The following is a 22,808-nucleotide window of genomic DNA, read 5'->3' as shown; positions in this document are numbered from 1 at the left end:
GTGATCCGATGATGCAACCGATGACCCTGCTGCTGGCCCTCCCCTTGCTGATTGCCGCCGCGCCCGATGCGCCGGTTCCCTGCCCGACCCCGCCCGCGCCGCTGCCTGCAAGCCTCGCGGCCTGGCAGACCGGCCTCAGCCTTGCCGCCGCCACCGACGCGCCCACGCTGGCGCATACCAAGGTGACGATCGGCAAGCGCGTGGAGGTGATGCTCGCCCCGACCGACACCGTTCGCTACCGGCTCGCGCCGGGGAAGCCGCCCGCGCCCGGCAGCATGGGGGGGTTGCTCGGCGTCACGGTGCGGCGCGCAGGAACCTACCGCGTCGCGCTCGGTGCGGGCGCGTGGATCGATATGGTGCGGGCGCACACCGCGCTCACCTCGGTCGCGCATGAGCATGGCCCTGCGTGCAGCGGCATCCGCAAGCTGGTTGATTTCAAACTTCGTCCAGGCCGCTACGTGCTGCAAATCTCGGGCAGCAAGGATGCCGCGACGCCGGTGCTGGTTACGGCGCTTCCCTGACCGGCGGCAGCGGTTCGGCGCGCAGCATCGCGTCGAGCTCGGCCATGGGTGCGGCATCGGCACTGGCGGCGAGATTGGCCTCGAGCGTCCGATAGGCCGTCAGCACCGCGCGGCCCATTGCGGTCAAGCTGGCCCCACGCGACTGTCCGCCGCCCGCCACCGTCTCGACCAATTTCTCGGTCCAGCAGCGATTCATGCTGTCGACCAGCAACCACGAACGGCGATAGCTCATCCCCATCGCGCGCCCGCCGCCCGAGATCGATCCTTCGCGGTCGATCGCTTCGAGCAAATCGGCCTTGCCCGGCCCCATTGCCAGCTCATCGCCGCAATAGATCTGCGCCTTGATCTTGAGCTGGCCGATCCGCATCCCCGCCTCCGTTGCAGCGCCAAGCCCTAGCATGGTGGCAATGCCGCGCAAACGTCGCTACGTCGCAGGCATGGCGAAGGTGCACCCGTTCCACTCGATCCACACCCACGGGCTGATCCGCGTCGGTGCGTGTACCCCCTGCGCGAGCGTGGGCGACACGATCGCCAATGCCGAAGCGACGATCGCGCTGGCCAAGGACGGCCACAAACAGGGCGCGGACTTGCTGGTCTTCCCCGAACTCAGCCTCACCTCCTACGCGATCGACGACCTGCATTTGCAGACCGCGCAGCATCACGCGACCGAGGCGGCACTGGCGGCGGTGGCCGCGGCGACCGCCAAGCTGCGCCCGGTGCTGGTGGTCGGCGCAGCGCTGCCGCGCAACGGGCGGCTGTACAATTGCGCGGTGGTCATCGCGCGCGGGCGCATTCTGGGCGTGGTGCCCAAGGTGTTCCTGCCCAATTACCGCGAATATTATGAAAAGCGCTGGTTCGCGAGCGGTGCCGGGATCACCGCGCCGTGCCACATCACGGTTGCGGGCCAGACCGCGCCGTTCGGCACCGATCTGCTGTTCGCCGCCAGCGACCTTGAGCATTTCGTGTTCCATGCCGAGATTTGCGAGGATTTCTGGGCGCCCACCCCGCCCTCGACAATGGGCGCGCTGGCCGGCGCGTTGATCTGCTGCAATCTGTCAGCCTCCAACATCGTCGTCGGCAAGGCACGCGAGCGCGCCCTGCTATGCGCCGCGCAATCGGCGCGCGCTGTGTGCGCTTATGTCTTTTCTGCAGCAGGACCGGGCGAGAGCACCACCGATCTCGCCTGGGACGGTCAGGCGATGGTGCATGAACTGGGCGAGTTGCTTGCCGAATCGAGCCGCTTCGGGCGTGCGCCCGGCCTGTTGCTCGCCGATGTCGATGCCGAGCGAATCGAGCAGGAGCGGATGCGCGTCGGCACCTTCAACGATGCCGCGCGCCTCGCCGACGACCCCGAAAAGCGCTTCCGCCGCGTGGCCTTCGCGCACAAGCCCGACTTTGGCGACATCGGCCTGCTGCGCGACACCCGCCGCTTCCCGTTCGTCCCCAACACGCCCGAGAAACTGGATGCCGATTGCTATGAGGCGTTCAACATCCAGGTCGAAGGGCTGCTCAAGCGCTTTCAGGCGGCGCAGGCCGAGCGCCTCGTCATCGGTGTATCGGGCGGGCTCGATTCGACGCATGCGCTGATCGTCGCGGCCAAGGCGATGGACCGGCTGGGCCTGCCGCGCGACCGCATCCTCGCTTTCACCATGCCGGGCTTTGCCACCAGCGATCACACCAAAAGCAACGCCTGGGCGCTGATGCGCGCGCTTGGCGTCGATGGCGACGAGATCGACATCCGCCCCGCCGCGCGCCAGATGCTCGCCGATATGGGGCACCCCTTCGCCGATGGCGCCCCCACTTATGATGTGACCTTCGAGAATGTGCAGGCGGGCCTGCGCACCGATTACCTGTTCCGCCTGGCCAATCAGCGCGGCGGGCTGGTGGTCGGCACCGGCGACCTGTCAGAGCTGGCGCTCGGCTGGTGTACCTACGGCGTCGGCGACCAGATGAGCCATTATGCGGTCAATGCGGGCGTACCCAAGACGCTGATCCAGTTCCTGATTCGCTGGTGCATCCGCGACCGGCAATATGACCCGGAAACCGACCAGATCCTCGAGGCGATTCTCGCGACCGAAATCTCACCCGAACTGGTGCCCGCCGGGGCCGATGGCGCGATCCAGAGCACCGAGGCGCGAATCGGGCCGTATGCGCTCAACGATTTCTTCCTGCATTATGTCGTGCGCCACGCCATGACGCCGTCGAAGATCGCGTTCCTCGCGCTGCACGCCTGGCGCGATGCAAGCGCGGGCCGCTGGCCACGCGACGTGCCGCTATCGGCGCGAGTCGCCTATGATTTGCCGACGATTGCGCTGTGGCTGGAAAAGTTTCTGGTGCGCTTCTTCGCGACGAGCCAGTTCAAGCGCTCGGCGATCCCCAATGGGCCTAAGGTATCGAGCGGCGGGGCGCTCAGCCCGCGCGGCGACTGGCGTGCGCCCTCGGACGGCACGGCGCGGGTGTGGCTGGAAGACCTGGCGCGCGGGCTGCCGCAGTAGCGCCATTGGCAGGCCGGGAGTGAGGGCGGAGTCCGCGAGACGCGCGGCTGCCAATTGTAGAGCAACCCACCCCCAGCCCCTCCCTTCCAGGGAGGGGAGGCGGAAGGCGTCGCGGTTCCTCCCCTCCCTGGAAGGGAGGGGCTGGGGGTGGGTCGGCCCGTAATCGGGCGGACCGGTCCGTTGCGCGGCACCCCTGAGAAAAACGCGCCCGAAGCGCCTTACTTGCGGCTCTTGCGCGCCGCGTAGCGGGCGTCGCGCGCCGCTTTCTTGTCGATTTCGGCCTGGATCGCGGCCTGCTTGGCCTCTTCGATCGCGCGTTCGGCGGCTTCGGCCTTGGCGATCTTTTCGAGCCGCGCCTGTTCGATCGCAGCCTTCTTCTCTTCGCGCTTCTTGGCCTCGGCGGCTTCCTTCGCTTCGCGCGCGGCGGCGCGGGCAGCGGCGACGGCCGGGTCGATCGGCGGCTTGGCCTTCAGCTTCTCAAGCGCGCGCTGTTTCGCGTCAGCCGAGAGCGCTGCGCGATCCTTGAACGAAGGTTCCTTATACGATGCCATGCGGGCCCTTTAGCGGGAGTCAGTCAGGAAGGAAATGGCGGAGAGGGTGGGATTCGAACCCACGGTGAGCTTGCACCCACGCCGCATTTCGAGTGCGGTACATTCGACCACTCTGCCACCTCTCCGCGAGGTCATATGATGCCGTCTGATGGGAAATCCAAAAAGCGGCACCGGTCGGTGAGCGGGGGCCTCTAACGCAGTGATCGGGCGGAGGCAAGCGTTTGCGCACCAGCAAAAGCGCAGCAATCGCTTGTGCGGCGCGTCAGAGCGCCTAAATTACAGTCATGCCCCGTACCACAACCTCGGCCCTGCCGTTCGACAGCACGATCACCCTCCCCCCCATTGCGCATGCCCGCTTCGCCATCGGTGATGTCGTGCGCCACCGCATGTTCGATTTCCGTGGCGTGGTGTTCGACATCGATCCGATCTTCGCCAATAGCGACGAATGGTATGACGCGATCCCGGAGAAGCTGCGCCCGCGCAAGGACCAGCCTTTCTATCATCTGCTCGCCGAAAACATGGAATCGAGCTACGTCGCTTATGTCAGCCAGCAGAATCTGGTGCCCGACGATACGGACGAGCCGGTCGACCACCCCGCCATTTCGGGGCTGTTCGGGGATTATGAGGACGGCAAATACCCGCTGCGGCGCGAACATCGCCACTGATCGCCGCTGCCACGGCATGACATAGAAAGGGGGCCGCGCAGGCCCCCTTTCCTTCTGTGCGAAGGGTGTTCGTTCAGAACTTGAACGAGACCTTCCCATAATAATAGCCGCCGTTGATGCCGTAAGCGGCGCTGAGCGGTGCATCGATCACGTTGCCGCCCGTGACCAGCGTCGTATTGGCCGTGCCCGGCACCAGCGCCACCTTCGGCGGACGCCGATTGAACACGTTGTTCGCCCCGAATGTCAGGTCGATTCCCCCCGGCAGCTTATAGGTCGCCTCCAGATCGGCGATGAAGGCAGTCGGCACCTTCTGCAGATAATAGGTGCCGCCATCCGGGCTCGCATAGGTCGATGTCTCGCCATAAAGCGTGCCACGCGCCGTCGCCGAGACCGGACCGATCGTCCACAAGGCCGAGGCGATCGCCTTGAACTTGGGAGACGCGGTTTCGAGGTTGGCGCGGGCGCTGGCGTCGAACAGCGGGATACCGCCGAGCGACGCCGGGGCCACGCCAAGCTTGGTGATCTTGGTCTCGTTATAATTGCCTGACAGGCTCCAGCTGACCGTGCCCCAGCTTCCAAAGTCCGAGGGCACGTTCGCCGTCAGCTCGATCCCGCGCGTGCGCGTGCTCGCGCCGTTGGTGAAGATGTTGATGCCGGTTTGCGTCACCGTCGGGTCGAGCACATTGCCATTGGCGACGATCGCCTGCGTCACGATCGCGAAGTTGGTGGCCCCGCCGCTGCCATAAATCGATCCGGTGCCGAGAATACGGTCGCGAATCTTCACTTGATAGGCATCGAGCGTAACCGTCAGCTTGCCCGTGCGGAACACACCGCCCGCGCTGAAATTGGTCGATTTCTCGGGCTTCAGATTCTGGAAGCCGATCAGCTTGGCCGCCGCCGAATTGGCCGGGAGCTGGACGAAGGCCGAGGTCGGCGAGACGTTGGTCGCCGAATAATAGGATTCGGCCAAGGTCGGCGCGCGGAAGCCGGTCGACACCGTGCCGCGCAAGGCAAAGGCGTGCGAGAAATCGTAGCGCCCGGTTCCCTTGAAGATCACCTGGCTGCCAAAGTCCGAATAATGCTCATAGCGCACCGCACCATCGAGCTTCAGCGCCGCGACCGGGGACGCGGCGACATCCAGATACAGCGATTCGTTTTCGCGGCTATGCGTGCCCGCGTCGGACGGACGGAAGCCGGGATAGGACTGCCCGCCTTCCTTGTAGATCGAGCCCGGATCGCCCGAGCCGATCGAATATTGGTTTTTGCGATATTCGCCACCGAACGCGACGTTCAGCGGTGCCGCCATACCGAGTTCGAATTCGGTCGAGAAATCGGCATTGGCGGTGAATTCGGACGAGGTGAACGATCCGTCATAGAAATCGCGCGGCGTGAAATGCGTGTCGACAAACAGCGAGCGGTTGGCCGAATCGAGCGTGTAGATGAGGTTCTTGTCCTTGCCGTACGTCGTGCTGAGGTCGAACTTCACCGCGCCGACCGCGCCCTTCACACCCCCGGTAAAGGCATAATCATCTTCGCGAATGCCTTCGCGCGGGTTGAAGCCTTGCGGGAAGGGAACCAGCTCGCCTGCCGTGGTCAGGCTGCCACCGACCCCGAGCACGGGGGAGGCAATCACGCGATCGGGAACGCGCAGATTCTCGTATGCGCTGGCGATCCGCTTGCTGAACGACCCGAAGCTGTAGGCGGTGACGTCGCCGAAATCATAAGCGGTGTTATACTGGACATTGGTCAGCCAGGACTTGGCATCGCCGTTGATGCGGTTGACGTAAGGGAAGCCCGGAATGTTTTTGTAGAGCGCCTGCTGTGCTGCGGAGAGCGCCGGGCTCGTTGCTGTGGTCAGCAATGTGCCGCTCGCATCGGTCACACGCCGATCAAGCCCGCCCACTTGCGTGAAATCGTGGAAGCGATGGAACAGCGTCACGTTGATGAAGCCATCCTCGCCGATCCTGGTCGCCAGATGCGCAGTGCCGGCATAGGTCGTTCCGCCGACGTCATAATTCTTGCCTGCGGTGGCATAGCCCGATCCACCCTCAGCATCGTCCTTCAGGATAATGTTGATGACGCCCGCAATCGCGTCCGATCCATATTGCGCGGCGGCACCGTCTTCGAGCACTTCGATGCGCGCAATCGAACTGGGCGAAATCAAATCGAGATCGGCCGTCGCCGCCCCCTGATAAGGGCCGCCAAGCACGGCAAGGTTGGCGGTGCCGTGGCGGCGTTTGCCGTTGATCAGCACCAGCGTGTGGTTGGGGCTAAGCCCGCGCAACCGCGCCGACAGCGTCAAATTGGCGGTGTCGCCGCCAAAGGCCTGCGCGGTGAACGACGGCACCAATTGCGTCAGCACCTGGTTGAGGTTGGGTTGGCCGACTCGCGACAATTCATCCGAGCTCAGCACCTTGATCGGCGTGGCGCTCTCGGCCGCCGTGGTGCCCGTGCGCCGCGTGCCCGTGACGATAATGTCGGATTGCTCGGGTGCGCTCGTATCGGGCGCGGGATCTGCCGGAGCCGGTGCCGCCGACATCGCAACACTGCTATCGGGTTTGGTGTCAGCAAAAGCGGGCGGTGCGGCCACGCTGGCGACGGCCAGCGCGAAGAGCGAAATCGAAGATTTGTACATGGCTGTGAGATCCCCCAAAAAAACAGGTGACCTTCAGTCCATCCGCCCCCAGCACTTTATGTTCTTTCGAATACGCACCTCATTTGCGTCGCCACTGAGTGACGGACACAGTTCCCCCTGCCGCACAGCACGGCATTGAAATAACCCTGCAGATAATTTGACACGACCAACTTAGTCGAATGCAGCACGCTGCATTCGGTATCTATGTATGTGGAATCCTTGTGATGCTGAACGCTCTAACGCGACATTTTATTGCCGGAATCGAGTTCGCCTCATCTGTTCCGAATCGGATGACGCCATAGACCGTTTCGCAATGCAACATAAAGTTCACGCAGAGCGGATAGTTCATCCAAAATTAGGACGGTTCCGGACCGACTATTGCGTTTGAGCAACAACTTTACGACGCATCCGGCGCGCCTCGGCGGTTGACAGCGCGCCCTGTGTCGCATAGTCGGCGCTTCTTTCCCGCGCTCGGCTCGCCGTGCGTGGGGCACAGGTATTTTTGAAAGTGATGAGGCCCATGTTCGCAATCGTGCGCACGGGCGGCAAACAGTATCGTGTTGCCGCCGGAGACAAGATCGTCGTCGAGAAGCTCGAGGGCGAGGCCGGGGCGTCGATTACGCTCGGCGATATCCTGCTGGCGGGCGAAGGCTCGGAGCTGAAGTCGGTCGAGGGCCTCACGGTCTCGGCAGAGATCATTGCGCAGGCGAAGGCCGACAAGGTCATCGTCTTCAAGAAGCGTCGTCGCCACAACTATCGCCGCAAGAACGGCCATCGTCAGCAGCACACGATTCTGCGCATCACCGCGATCGGTGGCGAAGAGAAGAAGGCCGCCAAGGCCAAGACCGCAGCTCCGGCGGAAGCCGCAGCACCGGCCGCTCAGGCGTAAGGAGTAATTCGAGATGGCACATAAGAAAGCAGGCGGTTCCTCGCGCAACGGTCGTGATTCGGCCGGTCGTCGCCTTGGCGTGAAGAAGTTCGGTGGCGAAGCCGTCATTCCGGGCAACATTCTCGTGCGTCAGCGCGGCACCAAATTTTACCCGGGCACCAATGTCGGCATCGGCAAGGATCACACCCTGTTCGCACTCACCGAAGGTCGCGTGACCTTCCACAAAGGCAAGCTCGGTCGCCAATTCTGCTCGGTAGAAATGCTGGCGCTTGCCGCTGAATAACATCGGGTGACCATCCGGGTTGCCCACCAGGGCGATCCGGGTAGTTCAGACTACCGAAAAAGGGAGACGGGTCGCCCCGGTCTCCCTTTTTTCATGCTCCCTCCCCACCCATTGTCGCTTGATCGTCACGAGAGACGGGCAAGCGACGGCGACGAGGAGAGTAAGAATGTTCGCTCGGACTCCGAGACTGACGCTACGGCCAGGCTGGCCGGAGGACGCCCCTGCACTCGCGCAGGCGATGGGGCATGAAAGCGTCGTCACCAAGCTGTCGCGCGCGCCCTGGCCCTATCGCGAGGAAGACGCGCGCGATTTCCTGACGCGCCCGCGCACGACAACCGATGTTCTCATGCTCATTACCAGTCTTGAAAGCGGCACGCCGGAGATCATCGGTGGCATCGGCGTGCACCCGGAGGGCGATCATTATGAACTCGGCTATTGGCTCACCCCCCATGCCTGGGGTCGCGGCTATGCCACCGAAGCCGGGCGGCAGATGGTGCAGATCGCGCGCTACGCCTTGGGTCTAAAGCGGCTGAGCGCAGGGCATTTCGCCGACAACCCCGCGTCGGGCCGCGTGCTGACCAAGCTCGGTTTCACCCCGACGGGTCGGGTCGAGCCGCAGCATTGCCGCGCGCGCGGGCACGATGTGCCGTGCGTGAAGCTGGAACTCGACCTGGACGTGGCCCACGCCATCCCGCTCGCGGCCTGAAGACCGCGGGCGCGTGCCGGGCTCTGGCGTCAGGTTGGCGCTGATGACCACCCCGGCGAAGGCCTGCGCCCAGGAGCGGAGGCCGATGTAATCGGCACCGCGATTCCCTCAATACTCCGGAACGAAACCGCCAAAGTCCGAGAATTTGGTGATGTTGGGCTCGAATCGCAGTGTCACCTTGCCGGTCGAGCCGTGGCGTTGCTTGGCGACGATCAGCTCGGCCAGGCCATCGACGCGTGACAGATGCTCGGACCATTTGGCGTGCTTGTCCTGCACGTCGGCCGGGCTGCCCGCCGTCGGAATTTCGGGCTGGGTCATGTTGAGATAATAGTCTTCACGATAGACGAACATCACCATATCGGCGTCCTGCTCGATCGACCCCGATTCGCGCAGATCCGACAGCATCGGGCGTTTGTCCTCGCGCTGCTCGACCGCGCGGCTGAGCTGGGACAGCGCCATCACCGGCACGTTCAGATCCTTGGCGATATTTTTGAGGCCGCGGCTGATTTCGGAAATTTCCTGCACGCGCCCGTCGCCCGAGCTTTTGGCGGTGCCCGACAATAGCTGCAAGTAATCGACGACGATGAAGCCAAGCTGGTTGTTGAGCTTGCGCTGCAAGCGGCGCGCGCGGGTGTGCAGCGCGCCGATCGACAGACCCGCGCTATCATCGATGAACAGCGGCAATGTCTCCAGGCTCGCCGCAGCGGCGGCCAGCTTGTGGAATTCCTCACGCTTGATCTTGCCCGAGCGCAGCACTTCGGAATTGATGCCCGATTGCTCCGCCAGAATACGCCCGGCAAGCTGATCGGCCGACATTTCCAGGCTGAAAAAGGCGACCTTGGCCCCGAGCGAGCGTTCGGGGTCGATCCCGTCGGCCATGTCGCGCATCCAGCGTTGCGCGGCGTTATAGGCGATGTTGGTGGCCAGCGAGGTCTTGCCCATGCCCGGACGCCCGGCGAGGATCATCAAGTCGGAACGGTGCATACCACCGATCTTGGCGTTCAGGCTTTCCAGGCCCGTGGTGATGCCCGAAATATGCCCGCCCGAATTGAGCGCGACTTCGGCCATCTTGATCGTGATGGTGGAGGCCTGGACGAAGGTCTTGATCTGGTTGTCGCTGCCGCCATCGGCGGCGACCTTGTACAGTTCTTCCTCGGCTGCCTCGATCTGCGCACGCGGGTTGACCTCTTCCGAGGTGTCCATCGCGCGCTCGACGAGGCCCCGCCCCACCGTCACCAGCGTGCGCAACATCGCCAGATCGTAGATTTGCTTGGCAAATTCGCGCGCGCCGAGCAGGCCGGCACCCGAACCGGTCAATTGTGCGAGATAGGCGGGGCCGCCCAGCTCGCGCATCCCGGCATCCTGTTCGAACATCGGGCGCAGCGTGACCGGACTCGCCAGCATGTCATTGCCGCGCAGCGTGCGAATCGCGGAAAAGATGCGCCCGTGCAGCGGCTCGAAGAAATGTTCGGGCTGGAGCCGGTCGATCAAATCATCCGCCAGGCGGTTGTCGATCATCATCGCGCCGAGCATCGCGGCTTCGGCCTCGACATTTTGCGGCAGGGTTACGGTTTCGGGTTCGGTCGGGGATGCGAATGCGGTGGCCATCCCCCCTTGTCCCACCCCAGCCGCCGCCACTCAAGGGGCAGGCGCGATTAAAGCCAGGGATAACCGCTCAGCGCGCGCCCGTCGCCATCCGGCGCAGCACCGCCAGCGTGTCCTCCAACGTCTCCTGCGGCGGCGGCGGGGTTGCGGGCGGGCGTTGCCCCACCACCCGCTCCAGCCGGTCGAGCAAGGCGTGAATCGTATCGGATGGATCGGCCCGGGCGGGCGCAACCGGCTGCACCGGCGCTTCCACCACGGGCTGCGGGGTCGATCGCACCATCGGGGTCAGCGGGAAGGTTTCGAAGCGCTCCCCGGGATCAAAGGTCTGCGGGCGTTCAGCGGGAAGAATCACGACAGGTCCCTCGCGCGCTGGGGTCGGCGCCCCGCTCAGCGGGGTTTCAGGCACCGCGACCCGGCCATAAGCGGCCAGTGGTTGTTCGAGATCAACCGGCAATGGTCGTTCGACCGGCGGCTCCACCGCCGCCGGTGCCGTGACGGGGACGGCGGGCGCGCGGACATCGAGAAACGGCGTGCCGAGATCGGTATTGGCGAACAGCGGCCGGCGGGCCGGCGCATCGGGATGCGCATCGGCGCGGCGCAACACCGGTGCACTGCCCCGCTCCCCGCGCGAGCGCTGGATCACGATCGTGCGCGCGCCGAAGGTCAGGAACAAAGCGAACCACGCCATCAAACCGATGCCGCCGCCACATAGCAGCACCAGCACCAACCGCGCGGTCAGCCCAAGCGGCGGTTCGGCGGCCGACAGCACCGAGGCGATCCCGCTATCCACGACCATCGATTCGAGCAGGTCAGTGGGCACCAGCGCGAACATGGCAGCGGTCAGTACGCCGATGACGGTGGCCGCCAGCGGTGCGACCGGGAGAATCAGAGATTGGGAACGGGAGAACACGGCCATGACGCAGACGATGCCACCGCACCGGTAAGTTTCTGGTAAACAGGCCCATAACGTGCAACATTAACGGCCCAGTTGCGCTCCGCCTCGACAAAGGCGCGGCCGCGTTCGCGCCGCCCGTCCCAGCCGTCGCGATCCCCGAGCAGCGCCGCCAGCGCGTTGGCCATCGCCACCGGGTCGTCGGGCGGGAACAGCGTGCCGGTATCGTTGTGGCGAATCAGCTCACGGTGCCCGCCAACGTCCGACGCGGCGACAAGACGACGCTGCGCCATCGCCTCCAGCGGCTTGAGCGGCGTGACCAGATCGGTCAGCCGCATTCGTTTGCGCGGATAGGCCAGCACGTCGATCAGGCTGTAATAGCGATCGACCTCGGTATGCGGGACGCGCCCGATAAAGTGGATCTGCGCCGCCACCGGTGAGGCTGCGGCCTGCGCGCGCAAGGCCTTCTCCATCGGGCCGCCGCCGACCAGCACCAAATGCGCCTTGCGCCGCGCCGCGACCAGCGTCGGCATCGCCGCGATCAGATCATCGAGGCCCTCATAATCATAGAAGCTGCCGATAAAGCCGATCACTTCGGCATCACGTAACCCGAGCGACTCGGCCAACGCCGAATCATAGGCCAAGGGATCGCCGAACACCGCCATGTCGACGCCATTGGGCGACACCAGCAGCTTGGCCGGATCGATTCCCCGCGCGACCAGATCGCCGCGCAGCCCCTCGCAAATCACCGCCACCGCGTCGGCGCGCCGCACCGCCCAGGTTTCGAGCGCGCGCGTGGCGCGGTAGCGCAGCGAGCCTTCGCGCCCGGTGCCGTTGCCAACGGCGGCATCCTCCCAAAAGGCGCGAATCTCATACACCAGGGGCAGCTTGCGCTTGCGCGCCACCCGCAGCGCGGCGACCGCATCCAGCACCGGCGAATGCGCGTGCAGAATGTCGGGCTTAAACTCCGCGACCACTTCCTCGATGCGGCGGGCAAAGGCGCGGATTTCGCGCAGCTCGCCAAACGGGCTGATCGTCTCGGGAACGGGCGGGGTGCGGAAAAAATCGATGCCATCGACGGTTTCCGCCGCCAAGTCGCGCGCGCCATTGCGCGGGCCGGTGACGGCGGCGACCTGCCAGCCGTGCCGCATCTGGCTCTTCAGGATCGCTCGCGTGCGAAAGGTGTAGCCGCTTTGCAGCGGCAGGCCGTGGTCCAGGATGTGGAGGATGCGCATGCGCGCTCCATAGCGCGGCACTGCTTAACGGAGCCTCAACCCGCACGCCCTACACCACTCCCGTGGAAAGTCAGGCCGCCTCATGATCGACAATCTCGCGCTCGCGATCAGCCATGGCCTGATCGCGCTGGCGGTGTGGCGATTGCTGCGTCGCCCCGATCTCGACCGCGAAGACACGCCGCCGCCCAGAAAGGGCCGCCCGCGTGCGTGACCTGTTCTTCGTCGCCTTTCTCGGCGCGTTCTTCGCGGCGGGCTTTCGCCGTCCGTTCATTTTCGTGCTGGCCTATGTCTATATCGACATCGTCAGCCCGCAGCGGCTGACCTATTATCTGCTCAACGCGGTGCCGATCTCGCTGATCGCGGTGGTGTTGTCGGTCGGCGGCTGGATGCTCGCAGACGGCAAAGCCGAAACGCGCATCGCGCCGCGCCAGGTGCTGATCGTGCTGCTGCTGGCCTATTGCTATGCCACCACGCTGAACGCCGATTTCCCGGTCGAGGCGCTCGATAAATGGGGGTGGGTGTGGAAGGCACTGGCCTTCGCCGCCTTCCTGCCCTTCACGCTGCGCACGAAGCTGCGAATCGAGGCGCTGTTGCTGGTGATGGTGGCGTCGGCGGCCTCGATCATCATCGTTGGCGGGGCCAAGACCATCGCCAGCGGCGGGGGCGGCTATGGCACGCTCAACCTGATGGTCTCCAACAATTCGGGGCTGTACGAAGGCTCGACCATCTCGACCGTGGCGGTCGCGATCATCCCGCTGATCCTGTGGTTCACGCGCCACGGCACGATCTTCCCGCCCGACTGGAAGGTGAAGGGCTTTTGCTATGCGCTGGTCTTCTCGTGCCTGCTGATCCCGGTCGGCACGTCGACGCGCACCGGGCTGCTGTGCATCGGCCTGGTCGCCTTGCTGATGCTGCGCGATGCCAAGCGGAAATTGCTCTATCTCGGGTTGTTGGGCGCAATGGGCGTGCTGGCGGTGCCGTTCCTGCCCTCCTCCTTCACCAATCGCATGAGCACGATCAAAACCTATAAGGGCGATGAATCCGCCTCGACCCGGCTCGCCGTGTGGGGCTGGACATGGGAGTATGCCAAGGAGCATCCGCTCGGCGGCGGCTTCGAAATGTACCGCCAGAACAAGATTCGCTATGACACCGAAAAGGTCGAGGGCGATGCCAGCAACGCCACCGTCGACCGTAAGCTGACCGTCGATCAGGCACGCGCCTTCCACAGCGCCTATTTCGAGATGCTCGGCGAACAGGGCTTTCCGGGGCTCGCCATCTGGGTGCTGATCAACCTGACCGGCATCCTCCGCATGGAGGTGCTGCGGCATCGCTACCGCAAGCAGGCCGAATACGCCTGGGTGACCCCACTCGCCGGCGCGCTGCAATCGGCACATATCGTCTATCTGCTGGGGGCGGCGTTCATCGCCATCGCATTCCAGCCCTTCGTCTATATGCTGATCGGCGCGCAGATCGGGCTCGACACCTATCTCGCGCGCAAACGTCGCGCGGCGGCGTGGCGGCCGATCCGCGCACCCCGGCCCGCGGCGGTCGCGGCATGAGCGGTCGGCATGAACTGCGCGCGCTGACCGGCATGCGCGGCATCGCCGCGTGGCTGGTGGTGCTCTACCACATCCGCCTGTCGGTGGCGGGGCTGCCGCAGAGCGTGGTGGCGGTGCTCGCCAAGGGCTATCTCGCGGTCGACTTTTTCTTCCTGCTCTCGGGCTTCGTGATCTGGCTGAGCTGGAGCGAACGCTTGCGGCGCGGCGGGATCGGCGCGGTGCCGGGTTTCCTGTGGCGACGGCTCGCGCGGATCTGGCCGCTGCATCTGTTCATGCTTGGCTGCGCGGTCGCGCTGGCGCTCTTGCTGCTGGTGCTGGGTAAGCACGATCCCGTGCATCAGCCCTTTGCCGATCTGCCGCTGCATATCCTGCTGCTGCAAAATTGGGGCTTTACCGATCATCTGGCGTGGAACGACCCGAGCTGGTCGATCAGCACCGAATGGGCGGCGTATCTGCTGTTCCCGGTGCTGGCGTTGAGCCTCGACTGGCGGCGCGTACCGACCTGGGCGGTGCTCGCCACGATCGCGGCGCTGCTGGCGTTGCTGCACGGCGCGATGGCGGGTGCACCGACGCTCGGCACCGATATCTGGACCTTTGGGCTCCGCCGCTGCCTGATCGAATTCGCCACCGGCTCCGCAATTTGCGCGCTGTGGATGCGCTGGCGTGATGCCCCCGCCCTGCCCGCTGTCTGGGCGACTCTGATCGGTATCGCCGGGCTGGCCGCCGCGGCCTTGGGCGCGCCCGAAACGCTGACCGTACCCGGCGCATTCGCCGCGCTGTTGCTCGCCCTCGCGCTAACCGCCGACCGGCGCGGCAACCCGCTCGAAACCCCGGCGCTGCACTCTTTGGGGGAAATCAGCTACGCGACCTATCTCGGCCACTTCCTGCTGTTCGGGCTGTTCAAGCTGGCGTTGGTCGAGGATGCTCATGCCATCCCGCCGCTGCTGATCGCGCTCTATCTGGCGCTGGTGCTCGGCAGTTCGGTGGCGCTCCACCATCTGGTGGAGCGCCCCGCGCAGAATTGGATGAACCGCATCCCCGCCCGCTGGCAGCGGACGGGGGCACGGGTTCAGGCTTCTTCCAGCGCTTCCTGAAGCGCTTCCAGGATCGCCGCGTTGAAGGCGGGGATGTCATCGGGCATCCGGCTGGTGATGAACTGGCCGTCGCGCACCACGGCCTCATCGACGACATCGGCCCCGGCATTGGCAAGATCGGTGCGCAGCGACGGCCAGCTCGTCATGCGGCGGCCATCGACGACATCCGCCTCGATCAACAACCACGGCGCGTGGCAGATCGCCGCGATCAGCTTCTCATCATCGGCAAATTCCTCGATGATTTCGATCGCACGATCATTCATCCGCAGCGTGTCCGGATTGGCGACGCCGCCGGGCAGCAAGAGCGCGGTGTAATCCTCGGTATCGACATCATCGAGCAACAGATCGGGCACGATCGTGTCGCCCTTCACATCATGCTGCATACCCTGGATCGGATCGATCTTGATCGAGGCGAGCGTCACCTTGACGCCGGCATCGAGCAGCGCCTGGCGCGGCTTGAACAATTCGTCCTGCTCGAAACCATCGGTCGCCAGGATCAGCACATGCGTGTCGGAAAGGTCGGTCATGGGGGATCTCCGCTGGGGGTTCGCGCCGCTCAACCCGCGAGCGCGCCTCCCCGTTCCGGAACGATGCGACGATCCGTGCATTGAAATGGGCGATGACTGCCGAAACACTTTGCGAAATCACCTATTGCGACGACAGCGAGCCCGGCATTGCGCGCAAGAAAATGCGCCATGGCTGGGGCTATTTCGACGCGAACGGCAAGCGCATTACCGATCGCGCCGAAATCGACCGGCTGAACGCGATCGGCCTGCCGCCCGCTTATCGCGACGCGTGGTTCTGCCCGACGCCCGGCGGCCATATCCAGGCGGTCGGCTGGGATGAGAAGGGCCGCAAGCAATATCGCTATCACACCGGTTTCCGCGAAACACAGGAGGCCGCGAAATATGATCTGTGCGCGCCGTTCGGCCGCGCGCTCCCCAAATTGCGTGCGCGTGTTGCGGCCGACCTCGCCAAGCGCGGGATCGGCAAGGATACCGCCGTCGCCGCAGTCGTGCGGCTGCTCGATCTCGGCAAGGTCCGCATCGGCAATGAAGGCTATGTGAAAGCGAATAAGAGCTTCGGCGCGACCACGCTGCGCAAACGCCATGCCGCGCTGAAGGGGCGAGCCTTGAAACTGCAGTTCAAGGCGAAGTCGGGCAAATTGCGCGTGCTGACCATCACCGACGGTTCGCTCACTCGTTTCGTGCGCAAATGCCAGGATCTGCCGGGGCAGCATCTGTTCCGCTGGGTCGATCAAGCGGGGGAAACCCACCCCGTCACCTCTTCCGACGTCAATGCCTATATCCGCGCCGCCATGGGGCAGGATTTCACCGCGAAGCATTTCCGCACCTGGTCGGCGAGCGTGCTGGCGTTTGAGGCACTGGCCGAAGCACGCTCCGATATCAGCCTCAAGACAATGCTGCTGCCGGTGAGCGAAACGCTGGGCAACACACCCGCAATCGCGCGCAAATCCTATGTCCACCCGGCGTTGCTGGCGCTCGCCAAGGACGGACAGACGGCGTTTCGCGCCAGCCTGCGCCTGCCGCGCCGCACACAATATCTCTCGCGCGCCGAACGCGGCTTGATCGCCCTGCTCGAAAGCGCCACGCAATTGGCGACCGCCCAAGCCGCCTGAAGGTTCCCATGACGACCAAAAATACGACCGCGATCCTGCCGCCCATTCGGGTGGGCGACCTGGACGATCAAGCCCGCGGCTTTATCGGCATCCTCTATCATTGGGTCCACACCCACTGGCTGCAGATCCTGATCGTGCTGGCGGTGGCGAGCGTGATCGTGATGGCGCTGCATTTCGTGCGACGGCTGGCGCGGAAATATTGCATGCGCGAGTCCGGCCCGCGCGGCTGGTTCGGCGTCGCAGCACGCGCGACGTTGCAGACCGGCAATGTCTTCATGGTGATGGCGGCCGCCAAGATCGTCACCGCCGATACTTTCGCGGGGACGCCGCGCGAGGTGCTTTCGCTGATCAACGTGCTGTGGGTGATCGTCGCGGTGTTCCAGATGGCGATCTGGGCACGGGAAATCATTCTCGGGACGATCGAACACCGCACCGGCGGCGACCATTATGCGGGCGAGGCGATCGGCAGCGCGATGAACATCATCCGCTTGCTCGTCAGCTTCGCAGTGTTCGCGATCGCGGCGATCGTCGTGCTCGACAATCTCGGCGTCAACGTCACTGGCCTAATCGCAGGTCTCGGCGTCGGCGGCATCGCCATCGGCCTGGCAGCACAGGGCATCTTCGCCGATCTGTTCGCCGCGCTGGCGATCCTGCTCGATCGCCCGTTCCGGCGTGGCGACGCGATCAGCTATGACAAATCGGCCGGCACGGTCGAGGCGATCGGGTTGAAGTCCACCCGCATCCGCGGCGTCACCGGCGAAGAGCGCATCGTCGCCAACAAGCAATTGCTCGAAAAGGAAATCATCAACAACACCCAGCGCGACTATCGCCGCGTGGTGTTCACGCTCGGGCTCGTACAATGGACCCCGGTCGAGACGATGGAAGCGCTGCCATCGATGATCAAGGATGTGGTCGAGGCAGGCGGCATGAAGTTCGTACGCGCCGGCTTCATCACCTTCGGCGCGCAAAGCTATGATTTCGATGTCGAGTTCGACTCCCCGACCGCCGCCTTCCAAGAGTTCTATGACGCGCGCCACGCGGTTGGCCTCGCGATCATCCGGTGCCTGAACGACGCGGGTATCCAGCTTGCCTATCCGACTCAGACCAGCTTCACCGCCGCGCCGGATGGACGGCTGGTACTGCCCTATCCAACGGATAACGCAGCGGCGGCCCCGGCTAAGCCCGCACCAAAGGGCACCAATGGTCGCACCGGCACCGGTGCCGCCCCGAGCGATTCCGCCGTCGATGGCGACGTCGGCACCGGCTGAGCCGCTATAGCGATCCCTCGTCGCCCTCCAGCGTATCGCGCTTGCGCCCGAAGATCCGCCCGAAGAAGCGCGAAATCGCCGCACCCGCGACCGCGAGCCCGCCCAGGATCACTTTCCAGAAGCCGAACACGATCGCCAGCAGCCCCAGCTTCTTGGCCACGACAACGCCCGCGCCCGCCGCGACCAGCCCGGCCAGGCCATATTCGGCGGTCTTGTCGACCGATTTGTCGTAATCGGCATAGGTCGACCCGGCCGTAAACGCCGCCGCCTTGCCGAAGTCGGTCGCCGCCGCGCGCACGTCGGGCAAATGCTGCATGTCGGACAGCATGTTGAGGCTCAGCACGCCCTTCCGTCCGAGCAGCCGCACATCGTAATTCAGCGCATCGACCGGTGAATCCGAAAATTTGATGTCGCGCGCCCAGATCAGCGAATGCGCCGCCGGGTCATAAGATGGCTGCTGCGCCCAACCGACCAGGTGGATCGTCGGATAGCCGCCCTTCTTGCGCTCATCATTGGCTTCGGCCTCGCCCGCGCGAATGCTCTCGACGACCTTGTCATAATCCTCGGTCTTGGCGTCCTTGTCGGGGACATAGCCCGTATCTTCATACGTGACGATCGCGCCCCAGACATTGTCGTAGATCGTTCGCCCCCTTTCAAACACGATACCCAGCACCCGGTCACCCGAGGAGGGCGGGTTCCCCCACACCTTGGTCAGGATCGTCTTGGCCTCGTCGGCGGGCACGAAATAATAGCGCTCGCCCAGATGCAGCACGGCATGCGCGGCGGGAATGGCAACATCGCCGCTTTGCTTGTGCAGCCCCTTCTCGAAGGCGATCGCCTCGGGCGACAATTTTTGCGGCGCGCTGTCCTTCTGCGCCTCCGCTGCCGTGGCCAGCACCAGTCCCAGGCCGAGCGCGCACGCGCTGGCCACAGCCTTGAATGTCATCTGCTAACCCCCCCGGTCGGCGCGAGAATCGCGCCGACCGACAAGGCCGTTAAATCCCGCCCTCGTCAAGACTTGGCAGCGTGGCATTCCTGGCCATCTTCGGGCCACGAGAGCAGTCCAACGCGCGCTCCTCCTCCCCTCCCTGGAAGGGAGGGGCTGGGGGTGGGTCGGCCCACAGGTCGAGCGGAACCCAGGCCATCGGCCCACCCACCCCTCAATCCCCTCCCTTCCAGGGAGGGGAGGCACCAGCAATCTCCGGCGCGTCTAAATCCCGCCCTCGTCAAGGCTCAGCAGCGTCGCATTGCCGCCTGCGCTGGTCGTGTCGACCGACACCGCGCGCTCGACCACGAAGCGGTGGAGATAGTTGGGGCCGCCGGCCTTGGGGCCCGTGCCCGACAGCCCTTCCCCGCCGAACGGCTGCGAGCCGACCACCGCGCCGATCATCGAGCGGTTGACGTAGAGATTACCGACCTCCGCCAGCGCTTCGGTTTCCTCGGCGGCGCGCGCGATGCGGCTGTGCAGCCCCATGGTCAGGCCATAGCCCTTGGCATTCACGCTACGGATCGTTTCGGCGAGCTTGCCCGACGGCCAGGTGACGACATGCAGGATCGGTCCGAACCATTCGGCGGTGAGGTCCTCGATCCGCGCCAGCCGGATCAGCGTCGGCGGCACGAACAGCCCTTCGGCCGGCGCGTCCAGCGTCTTCAGCACGGTCGCCCTTGCGCGATAGGCCATGAGTTTGTCATAAGCCGCCTGGTCGATCACCGGGCCGACATCGGTCGCGGGATCGCCGGGATCGCCGAGGCGCAGCGTGTCCATCGCGCCCTTCAGCATTGCGATCGTCGTCTCGGCGATTTCCTCCTGCAGCAGCAACAGCCGCAGCGCCGAGCACCGCTGCCCGGCCGAGCGGAAGGCCGAGGTGACCACGTCCGCCACGACCTGTTCGGGCAAAGCGGTCGAATCGACGATCATCGCGTTGATCCCGCCGGTCTCCGCGATCAGCGGGACGATCGGGCGCGTATCGTCTTCCAGCAGCGAGCGTGCGATTTTCCGCGCGGTGGCGGTGGAGCCGGTAAAGGCGACGCCCGCAATGCGCGGATCGGCGGTCAGCGCCGCGCCCACCTCGGGCCCGCCCGGCAGCAGGATCAGCGCATCGCTCGGCACACCCGCCTGATGCGCCAGTGCCACCGCGCGTGCGGCGATGCGCGGCGTCTGCGGCGCGGGCTTGGCGACGACGGTATTGCCCGTCACCAAAGCGGCGACGGTCTGGCCGAGGAAAATCGCCAGCGGGAAGTTCCACGGCGCAATCGTCGCCCACACCCCGCGCCCGGCATAGCGCAGCACGTTGCGCTCGCCCGTTGGTCCGGGGAGTTCGACCGGCTGCAGGCCATCGCGCGCGGCTCGCGCATAATAGCGACAGAAATCGACCGCCTCGCGCACCTCTCCGAGCGCATCCGGGATCGTTTTGAACGCCTCCGAGACGCAAATCGCCATCAATTCGTCGCGATGCGCCTCCAACAGATCGGCCAGCCGCTCCACGATCGCGCAGCGATCCTCAATCGACCGCCCCGCCCATGCGGGGAAGGCCGCGGCGGCAGCACCAACGGCCTTTTTCGCCTCTTCCTTCGTGCCTTTGTGGCTTTGTGCGAGATCATCTTTTTGCTCGCACAAAGACACAAAGCCACGAAGAGAAGACACCGTCTCGCCCAAGGTCGTACGATCCGCGAGGTCGACCCCGGCGGAATTCCTGCGCTCCGCGCCGAACAGGTCGACCGGCAGAGGAATGCTCGGATGCCGCGCACCGCCGACGGCGGCGATCTTCGCCACCGGGTCGGCCAGAATCTCCGCTTCGGTCAGCCGCTCGTCCGCCAATTGATGCACGAACGACGAATTCGCGCCATTCTCCAGCAAACGCCGCACCAGATAGGCCAGCAGATCGCGATGCCCGCCGACCGGCGCATAAACGCGGCAGTGGTAGCCATGCTCGCGCACCAGCCGCTCATACAGCCCGTCGCCCATGCCGTGCAGCCGCTGGAACTCAAAGTCGCGCGAATTGCCCGCCCATTCCATGATCGTCGCGACGGTCAGCGCATTGTGGCTGGCAAAGGCCGGGCGGATGTTGGGCGCGTCGAGCATGTCGCGCGCCACCGCCAGATACGACACGTCGGTCGCCGCCTTGCGCGTGAACAAGGGATAATCGGACAGCCCCTCGACTTGCGCGCGCTTGATCTCGCTGTCCCAATAGGCACCCTTCACCAGCCGCACGTTCATGATGCGGTCGAGCGCACCCGCCCACGCCACCACCGGCCGCGCGCGCTTGCCATAGGCCTGCACCGCCATGCCGAAACCGTCCCAGCCCTTCAGGCTCGGCAGCGCGGCGACCTTGCCAATGATGTCGAGGCTCATTTCCAGCCGCTCGCTCTCCTCGGCATCGACCGTCAGCGCGATGCCCTTGCCCGCCGCCTGCACGGCCAGCGCCTCGAGCATCTCGGTCAGCGCGGGCACGCATTCATCCCAGCGCGCCACTTCATAGCGCGGGTGCAGCGCCGACAGCTTGACCGAGATCGAATGCCCCGCCGCCGGATCGCGCCCAACCGCATCCACCGCATCGGTATAGGCCCGGAAATAGCGCTGCGCATCGTCATGCGTCCGCGCCGCCTCGCCCAGCATGTCGAAGCTCGCGGTAAAGCCCTTATGCTCGGGCTTCTTCATCCGCTTCATCGCTTCGTCGATGGTGCGGCCCATCACGAAAATCTCGCCCATCATCCGCATCGCAGCGCCCACCGCCTGGCGCACGAACGGCTCGCCTGCGCGGGCGATCAGGCGACGCAGCGAACTTTGCGCCTGCCCCTCCCCCACCAAAGCGCGGCCAACCACCAGACCCCAGGTCGCCGAATTGACCAAAGTCGAGTTGGATTTGCCGGTGTGCGCGCGCCAGTCGGCATCGCCGAGCTTGTCGGCGATCAGCAGATCGGCGGTCTCGGGGTCGGGCACGCGCAGGAACGCCTCGGCCAGCGACAGCAACGCGACGCCCTCCGACGAATTGAGCCGATATTCCTGCAGGAACTGGTTGACCCAGCCCTTCCCCTGCGCCGCGCGCAGGTCGGCGAGCAGCCCCAGCGCGTGCCCCATCACCCGTTCGCGCGACTCGGGGGTCAGCGCGGCACGGTCCAGGAGCGGCTTTAGAACATCGGGTTCGCTCGCTCTGTGCAAAGTGCCCATGGATTTGCGGGCGGTGGACGCTACGTCAAAGGTCATGTTCCGGTTTCCGGTCGGTGTGAGGCTTGCGCGCAGGCACGGCGGATGCCATTTGCTTGGCCGCGCCTATGCGACGAAATCAGCTTCAGGGGAATGCCGTGACGACCGTTACAGTCCAGGAAATGGCAGGCCGGATCGGCACCGAACAGGTGTCCGACTGGGTCGAGGTCAGCCAGGAAATGATCGACAAGTTCGCCGATGCGACTGGCGACCACCAGTTCATCCACGTCAACCCACAGATGGCGGCGATGACGCCGTTCGGCGGCACCATCGCGCACGGCTTCCTCACGCTGTCGCTGATGCCGCTGCTGTCGTCCAAGATCATCGACGGCGTCGAGATCGAAGGCGTCAAGATGGGCGTCAATTACGGGGGCAACAAGGTCCGCTTCCTCCAGCCCGTCCGCTCCGGCAAGCGCGTGCGCGGTCGCTTCAAGCTCTTGAGCTTCGATGAAAAGCGCCCCGGCCAGTGGCAGCAGACTAACGAATTCACGGTCGAGATCGAAGGCGAGGACAAGCCCGCGATGATCGCCGAATGGATCAGCCAGATTTTCGTTTGATGTAAACCAT

21 protein-coding genes and 1 tRNA gene are annotated in these 22,808 nt (G+C 64.9%); 12 read left to right on the top strand and 10 right to left on the bottom strand.

Features of this window, described 5'->3' with window-relative positions:
- Positions 1 to 20: 20 nt before the first annotated feature.
- Positions 21 to 521, top strand: a complete 501-nt coding sequence (locus tag H4W01_RS04450) for a hypothetical protein (protein ID WP_334685145.1) — start codon at positions 21 to 23, stop codon at positions 519 to 521.
- Here H4W01_RS04450 and H4W01_RS04445 read toward each other — a convergent pair.
- A complete protein-coding gene (locus tag H4W01_RS04445) occupies positions 505 to 888 on the bottom strand; it encodes a winged helix-turn-helix domain-containing protein (RefSeq protein ID WP_209610058.1) in 384 nt (127 codons plus the stop codon). The two genes, H4W01_RS04450 and H4W01_RS04445, sit on opposite strands and share 17 nt — an antisense overlap.
- 70 nt (positions 889 to 958) lie before the next feature.
- Between H4W01_RS04445 and H4W01_RS04440 the strand changes: the two genes are divergently transcribed.
- Entirely contained in the window at positions 959 to 3,016 is a 2,058-nt protein-coding gene (locus H4W01_RS04440) for an NAD(+) synthase (protein ID WP_209613241.1), read from the top strand.
- 218 nt (positions 3,017 to 3,234) lie between these two features.
- On the opposite strand, the gene H4W01_RS04435 is transcribed toward H4W01_RS04440, so the two are convergent.
- Entirely contained in the window at positions 3,235 to 3,567 is a 333-nt protein-coding gene (locus H4W01_RS04435) for a DUF6481 family protein (protein ID WP_209610057.1), read from the bottom strand.
- 35 nt (positions 3,568 to 3,602) lie between these two features.
- Positions 3,603 to 3,692 (bottom strand) — tRNA-Ser (locus H4W01_RS04430).
- A gap of 159 nt (positions 3,693 to 3,851) precedes the next feature.
- On the opposite strand from H4W01_RS04430, the gene hspQ reads away from it, so the two are divergent.
- Entirely contained in the window at positions 3,852 to 4,232 is a 381-nt protein-coding gene (gene hspQ, locus H4W01_RS04425) for a heat shock protein HspQ (protein ID WP_209610056.1), read from the top strand.
- Between the two features lie 73 nt (positions 4,233 to 4,305).
- Here hspQ and H4W01_RS04420 read toward each other — a convergent pair whose 3' ends face one another.
- On the bottom strand, positions 4,306 to 6,867 hold the full coding sequence (locus H4W01_RS04420; RefSeq protein ID WP_209610055.1) for a TonB-dependent receptor plug domain-containing protein: 2,562 nt from the start codon (positions 6,865 to 6,867) through the stop codon (positions 4,306 to 4,308).
- A gap of 520 nt (positions 6,868 to 7,387) precedes the next feature.
- On the opposite strand from H4W01_RS04420, the gene rplU reads away from it, so the two are divergent.
- The 3 genes from rplU to H4W01_RS04405 all read left to right on the top strand — a co-directional run bounded on the left by rplU (position 7,388) and on the right by H4W01_RS04405 (position 8,745).
- Complete coding sequence (gene rplU / locus H4W01_RS04415; RefSeq protein WP_010407763.1) at positions 7,388 to 7,756, top strand: 50S ribosomal protein L21; 369 nt, start codon at positions 7,388 to 7,390, stop codon at positions 7,754 to 7,756.
- Between the two features lie 13 nt (positions 7,757 to 7,769).
- Positions 7,770 to 8,039 carry a 50S ribosomal protein L27 gene (gene rpmA, locus H4W01_RS04410; RefSeq protein WP_010407762.1) on the top strand — a complete coding sequence of 90 codons (270 nt, stop codon included), beginning with the start codon at positions 7,770 to 7,772 and terminating at the stop codon, positions 8,037 to 8,039.
- Positions 8,040 to 8,205: 166 nt separating this feature from the next.
- Positions 8,206 to 8,745: a GNAT family N-acetyltransferase gene (locus H4W01_RS04405; RefSeq protein ID WP_334685144.1), complete on the top strand. Its 540-nt coding sequence runs from the start codon at positions 8,206 to 8,208 to the stop codon at positions 8,743 to 8,745.
- 108 nt (positions 8,746 to 8,853) lie between these two features.
- Here the strand turns inward: H4W01_RS04405 and H4W01_RS04400 are convergent, their stop codons facing one another.
- From H4W01_RS04400 to H4W01_RS04390, 3 genes are all read right to left on the bottom strand, one after another.
- Positions 8,854 to 10,353: a replicative DNA helicase gene (locus H4W01_RS04400; protein WP_010407760.1), complete on the bottom strand. Its 1,500-nt coding sequence runs from the start codon at positions 10,351 to 10,353 to the stop codon at positions 8,854 to 8,856.
- 67 nt (positions 10,354 to 10,420) lie between these two features.
- On the bottom strand, positions 10,421 to 11,266 hold the full coding sequence (locus H4W01_RS04395) for a hypothetical protein (protein ID WP_209610054.1): 846 nt from the start codon (positions 11,264 to 11,266) through the stop codon (positions 10,421 to 10,423).
- Positions 11,236 to 12,477, bottom strand: a complete 1,242-nt coding sequence (locus H4W01_RS04390; RefSeq protein ID WP_209610053.1) for a TIGR04063 family PEP-CTERM/XrtA system glycosyltransferase — start codon at positions 12,475 to 12,477, stop codon at positions 11,236 to 11,238. The genes H4W01_RS04395 and H4W01_RS04390 overlap by 31 nt, the downstream gene beginning before the upstream one ends.
- An 82-nt stretch (positions 12,478 to 12,559) precedes the next feature.
- Between H4W01_RS04390 and H4W01_RS22790 the strand changes: the two genes are divergently transcribed.
- The 3 genes from H4W01_RS22790 to H4W01_RS04380 are packed head-to-tail and all read left to right on the top strand — an operon-like array spanning position 12,560 to position 15,130.
- On the top strand, positions 12,560 to 12,688 hold the full coding sequence (locus H4W01_RS22790) for a hypothetical protein (protein WP_010407754.1): 129 nt from the start codon (positions 12,560 to 12,562) through the stop codon (positions 12,686 to 12,688).
- Positions 12,681 to 14,036, top strand: coding sequence for a putative O-glycosylation ligase, exosortase A system-associated (locus tag H4W01_RS04385; protein ID WP_209610052.1), 1,356 nt, complete (start codon positions 12,681 to 12,683; stop codon positions 14,034 to 14,036). The genes H4W01_RS22790 and H4W01_RS04385 overlap by 8 nt, the downstream gene beginning before the upstream one ends.
- Entirely contained in the window at positions 14,033 to 15,130 is a 1,098-nt protein-coding gene (locus H4W01_RS04380; protein ID WP_209610051.1) for an acyltransferase family protein, read from the top strand. The genes H4W01_RS04385 and H4W01_RS04380 overlap by 4 nt, the downstream gene beginning before the upstream one ends.
- Here H4W01_RS04380 and H4W01_RS04375 read toward each other — a convergent pair.
- Positions 15,106 to 15,657, bottom strand: coding sequence for a type 1 glutamine amidotransferase domain-containing protein (locus tag H4W01_RS04375; RefSeq protein ID WP_209610050.1), 552 nt, complete (start codon positions 15,655 to 15,657; stop codon positions 15,106 to 15,108). The two genes, H4W01_RS04380 and H4W01_RS04375, sit on opposite strands and share 25 nt — an antisense overlap.
- A gap of 92 nt (positions 15,658 to 15,749) precedes the next feature.
- Between H4W01_RS04375 and H4W01_RS04370 the strand changes: the two genes are divergently transcribed.
- Both H4W01_RS04370 and H4W01_RS04365 read left to right on the top strand, forming a co-directional pair.
- Positions 15,750 to 16,769, top strand: a complete 1,020-nt coding sequence (locus H4W01_RS04370) for a DNA topoisomerase IB (RefSeq protein WP_209610049.1) — start codon at positions 15,750 to 15,752, stop codon at positions 16,767 to 16,769.
- Between the two features lie 8 nt (positions 16,770 to 16,777).
- Positions 16,778 to 18,037 (top strand): mechanosensitive ion channel family protein, encoded by a 1,260-nt coding sequence (locus H4W01_RS04365; protein ID WP_209610048.1) that lies wholly within the window; start codon positions 16,778 to 16,780, stop codon positions 18,035 to 18,037.
- A 4-nt stretch (positions 18,038 to 18,041) separates the two neighbouring features.
- Here H4W01_RS04365 and H4W01_RS04360 read toward each other — a convergent pair whose 3' ends face one another.
- Together H4W01_RS04360 and putA are read right to left on the bottom strand one after the other, a co-directional pair.
- Complete coding sequence (locus H4W01_RS04360) at positions 18,042 to 18,983, bottom strand: DUF2167 domain-containing protein (RefSeq protein WP_209610047.1); 942 nt, start codon at positions 18,981 to 18,983, stop codon at positions 18,042 to 18,044.
- A gap of 264 nt (positions 18,984 to 19,247) precedes the next feature.
- Positions 19,248 to 22,241, bottom strand: coding sequence for a bifunctional proline dehydrogenase/L-glutamate gamma-semialdehyde dehydrogenase PutA (gene putA, locus H4W01_RS04355; RefSeq protein ID WP_209610046.1), 2,994 nt, complete (start codon positions 22,239 to 22,241; stop codon positions 19,248 to 19,250).
- A 122-nt stretch (positions 22,242 to 22,363) separates the two neighbouring features.
- Between putA and H4W01_RS04350 the strand changes: the two genes are divergently transcribed.
- Positions 22,364 to 22,798 (top strand): MaoC family dehydratase, encoded by a 435-nt coding sequence (locus tag H4W01_RS04350; protein WP_209613239.1) that lies wholly within the window; start codon positions 22,364 to 22,366, stop codon positions 22,796 to 22,798.
- The last annotated feature ends 10 nt before the right edge of the window (positions 22,799 to 22,808 follow it).

This window comes from Sphingomonas sp. PL20 (assembly GCF_017875905.1).
Taxonomy (GTDB): domain Bacteria; phylum Pseudomonadota; class Alphaproteobacteria; order Sphingomonadales; family Sphingomonadaceae; genus Sphingomonas; species Sphingomonas echinoides.
This window is presented reverse-complemented; position numbering and strand designations above follow the sequence as displayed.